This window comes from Halomonas sp. BM-2019, assembly GCF_017584085.1.
On record NZ_CP071922.1, the window covers coordinates 3,673,399 to 3,676,587 of the forward strand.

5 protein-coding genes are annotated in these 3,189 nt (G+C 67.9%); all 5 read right to left on the minus strand.

Annotated elements, in window-relative coordinates; translation table 11 throughout:
- A partial coding sequence (locus J5F18_RS18185; RefSeq protein WP_346299935.1) for a TRAP transporter large permease subunit occupies nucleotides 1-292 on the minus strand: 292 nt, incomplete at its 3' end.
- 54 nt (nucleotides 293-346) lie between these two features.
- Nucleotides 347-808, minus strand: coding sequence for a TRAP transporter small permease subunit (locus J5F18_RS18190; RefSeq protein WP_346299936.1), 462 nt, complete (start codon nucleotides 806-808; stop codon nucleotides 347-349).
- Between the two features lie 10 nt (nucleotides 809-818).
- Nucleotides 819-1,280, minus strand: a complete 462-nt coding sequence (dctP, locus tag J5F18_RS18195; RefSeq protein WP_346299937.1) for a TRAP transporter substrate-binding protein DctP — start codon at nucleotides 1,278-1,280, stop codon at nucleotides 819-821.
- Nucleotides 1,281-1,346: 66 nt separating this feature from the next.
- The gene (gene catA / locus J5F18_RS18200; RefSeq protein WP_346299938.1) at nucleotides 1,347-2,282 is read right to left on the minus strand and encodes a catechol 1,2-dioxygenase; all 936 of its coding nucleotides are present in this window, start codon (nucleotides 2,280-2,282) and stop codon (nucleotides 1,347-1,349) included.
- 90 nt (nucleotides 2,283-2,372) lie between these two features.
- Nucleotides 2,373-3,189, minus strand: an 817-nt coding sequence (locus J5F18_RS18205) for a muconate/chloromuconate family cycloisomerase (RefSeq protein WP_346299939.1), incomplete at its 5' end; no start/stop codon positions are given.

Below are 3,189 nucleotides of genomic sequence, written 5' to 3' on the forward strand. Positions count from 1 at the left end.
CCCCGAACTGGTAAGGGCTGATGTCGAACTGCTGGGTGGCGATGGGCAGCAGGATCGGCACCACCAGGATCAGCGCGGCGATGCCATCGACGATCATCCCCACCAGCAGCAGCACCCCCACCAGCAGCAGCAGGAAGACGAAGGGATCGGTGGTCAGCGCCGCGATCCAGGCCGCGGCCATCTGCGGTAGCCGCTCGTAGACGATCACCCAGCCGAAGACCCCGGCGGCGGCGATCAGCATGATCACCAGCCCCGCGTTCACCGCGGTGCGCTGCAACACTATAGGCAGCATGGCGAACTTCAGGTCACCATAGAGATAGCGCCCCAGCAGCAGGGAAGCGGCGAACTAGGGCAGGATCAGCCATGCCCAGAACTTCTTGATACCCAGCGTCGAGGTGTTCTCGGCGTAGATGAAGTTGAAGGTCTCGCCCTGGAAGGTCTGGATATCGAAGCCGGCCTGCCACAGGGCCAGCGGCTGGTACCAGCGCCAGCAGAGCCACAGCAGCGCCAGGGCGAAGCCCGCCACCATCAGGTCGACGCCCAGGCCGACCAGACGCTGAAACGAGGAGGGCAACAGATCGACGACCAGGGTCACGGCGATACCCTGGCGACGCTTGAGCACCGCACTGGCAATCAGGAAGGTCATCCAGATCATGGCGTAGATGGCCAGCTCGCTGATCCAGTAGAGCGGACTGCCGGCGGCCCGGAAGGCCACATTGACCAGGATCAGCAGGGTGACCGCCGCCGCCAGGGCGGCGGCGGCGATTTCCTCGCCTCGGGCCAGTTGGTCGGAAAGTCGTGACAGCATGGCGTCACCCTCATTTACGCAGACGGTCGGCTTCCTCACGAAGCATCGCCAGCCTCGGGGCCTTATCGCCCCAGGTGGCTTCCCAGTCGGCGATGGCGGCGGCGCCGGAGCGCAGCAGATCCGCGGCATGGTCCACCCCGTCCACCAGGTAGGGGGCGTAGAGGGCGCCGAAGTCGGGAATGCGATTGGAGATCTCGGCGATGGTCAGGAAGGCCATGTCCAGCGCGCCGGTCTGTAGCTGCTGGACCATCTGCGCCTCGTTGCCGAGCTGCTGAGCCGGGAAGACGCTGACGCTGTGCTCGCCGCCGGAGCGCTCATGCAGGCTCGCGGCGAAGGCCTCGGCCTCGGTGGACCAGAGGTGCTGGGGCGGGGTGATCAGCCCCAGGCGGAAGTCGCGGGCCTGAGCGCTCAGGGCACTCACCGAGAGGGTCGCGGCCACGGCGGTGACCAGAAGAGTCTTGAAGGTCGTCATGGGAGTTTCACTCTTGTCGTTATGGGGGGAGCCTGGGCCCGGCCGCGAGGAGCCGGGCCCGCTCGATCAGGCTGCCTCGAGGGCGCGGGGGCGCTTGTGGCGCACCTGCTGCTCAGCGTCGTCGGTGGCGGCCAGCTCCACGTCGAACACTACCTCGGTGAAGGGGCCGTCCAGGCCGCGCAGCCGCGCTTCCTGGGCGTCCTCGATGCGCTTGGCATCCACCACCAGCTCCTCGCGGGTGGCGAAGGCGAAGTCGTCCCAGGTGTAGCGATCGCCGGCCAGGTTGATCTGGGTGGTCAGGTGGCGATGGCCCGGCGCCGAGATGAAGAAGTGGATATGCGCCGGACGCTGCCCGTGGCGGCCGAGCAGCTTGAGCACCTGGTCGGTGGGGCTGCCTTCCGGTACGCCATAGCCGGAGGGAATGATGCTGCGCGCCCGGTAGCGGCCATCGCTGTCGGCGGTGATGGTGCGACGCAGGTTGTACTGGGACTGGGAGGGGTCGAAGAAGGAGTAGCCTCCCTTGGCGTTGGCGTGCCACACCTCCACCTGGGCCCCGGCGATGGGGTTTCCGTTCACGTCGCGCACCTGGCCGGTCAGCCACATCACCTCGCTGGTGGTGTCGCTACCGTCGTCGAGGCGCGCCTCGCCCTCGGCCACCGGGGCGCCGGCCACGTAGAGGGGGCCCTCGATGGTCCGCGGGGTACCGCCGGTCCGGCCGCGCGCCTCGTCCTCGGCATCCAGGCGCATGTCCAGGTAGTGATCGAAGCCCAGCCCCGGGGCCAGCAGCCCGAACTGGGTACCCTTGCCGAGCTCGTTCATCAGGCTCACCGCCGACCAGAACTCCTCCGGGGTGACGTCGAAGTCGTCGATCAGCCGGTAGAGGTCGGCGAGCAGGCGGTGCAGGATCTGCTTGGCGCGCTCGCTGCCGCCCGGCTGCTCGAAGCCGGCGACGGTCTTGAGGAAGTCCTGGACTTCCGGGGTATCGAAGATCTTCACGGTCATGATGGTGTCCTCATGGATTGTCGTTGGTTTCCGGCTGAAACAGCATGGGGCTCTCCTCCGGTTGCGTATCGCTTCGCGTGGCCGCCCCGATCACTGGCGGGTGTAATGGGCCAGCTTCTCTTCATCCAGGGTGATGCCAAGGCCAGGGCCGGTCGGCAGGTCGACGCCAAAGTCGTGGTAGTGGAGCGGCTCGGCGACGATGTCGTCCTTGAGCAGCAGCGGGCCGAACATCTCGGTGCCCCAGGCCATCTCCGGTAGAACCGCCCAGGCATGCAGGGAGGCGGCGGTGCCGATGGTGCCCTCCAGCAGGGTGCCGCCGTAGAGGCCGATCCCCGCGGCCCGGGCCACCTGGGCCAGCTCGATGGCTCCCAGGGGACCGCCGGCCTTGGCGATCTTCAGGGCAAAGGCGCCGCTGAAGCCGCCGGCTGCCAGGTCGAAGCCGTCACGGGCGTCCTGTACCGCCTCGTCGGCCAGCATCGGCACCCGGAAGCGGTTGGCCAGGCGAATCAGTCCGGCGTGCTCACGGGCCGGGATGGCCTGTTCGATCAGCTCGATGCCGGCGTCCTGCAGGGCGGCGATGCCACGCACCGCCGTGGACTCGTCCCAGGCCTGGTTGACGTCGACCCGCACGCTGGCGCGCTCACCCAGGGCCTCCTTGATGGCCGCCACGTGCCTGACGTCCTGATCCACCGGGTTGGCGCCGATCTTGAGCTTGAAGTCACGATGGCGGCGCTCCTCGAGGCGCTGGAAGGCCTCATCGATGTCCTTGCGGGTGTCGCCACTGGCCAGGGTCCAGAGCACCGGCAGGTGGGGCTGGCAGGCACCGCCCAGCAGATCCGACATCGGCAGGCCCAGACGCTTGCCCTGGGCGTCGAGCAGGGCGGTTTCCAATGCCGACTTGGCGATC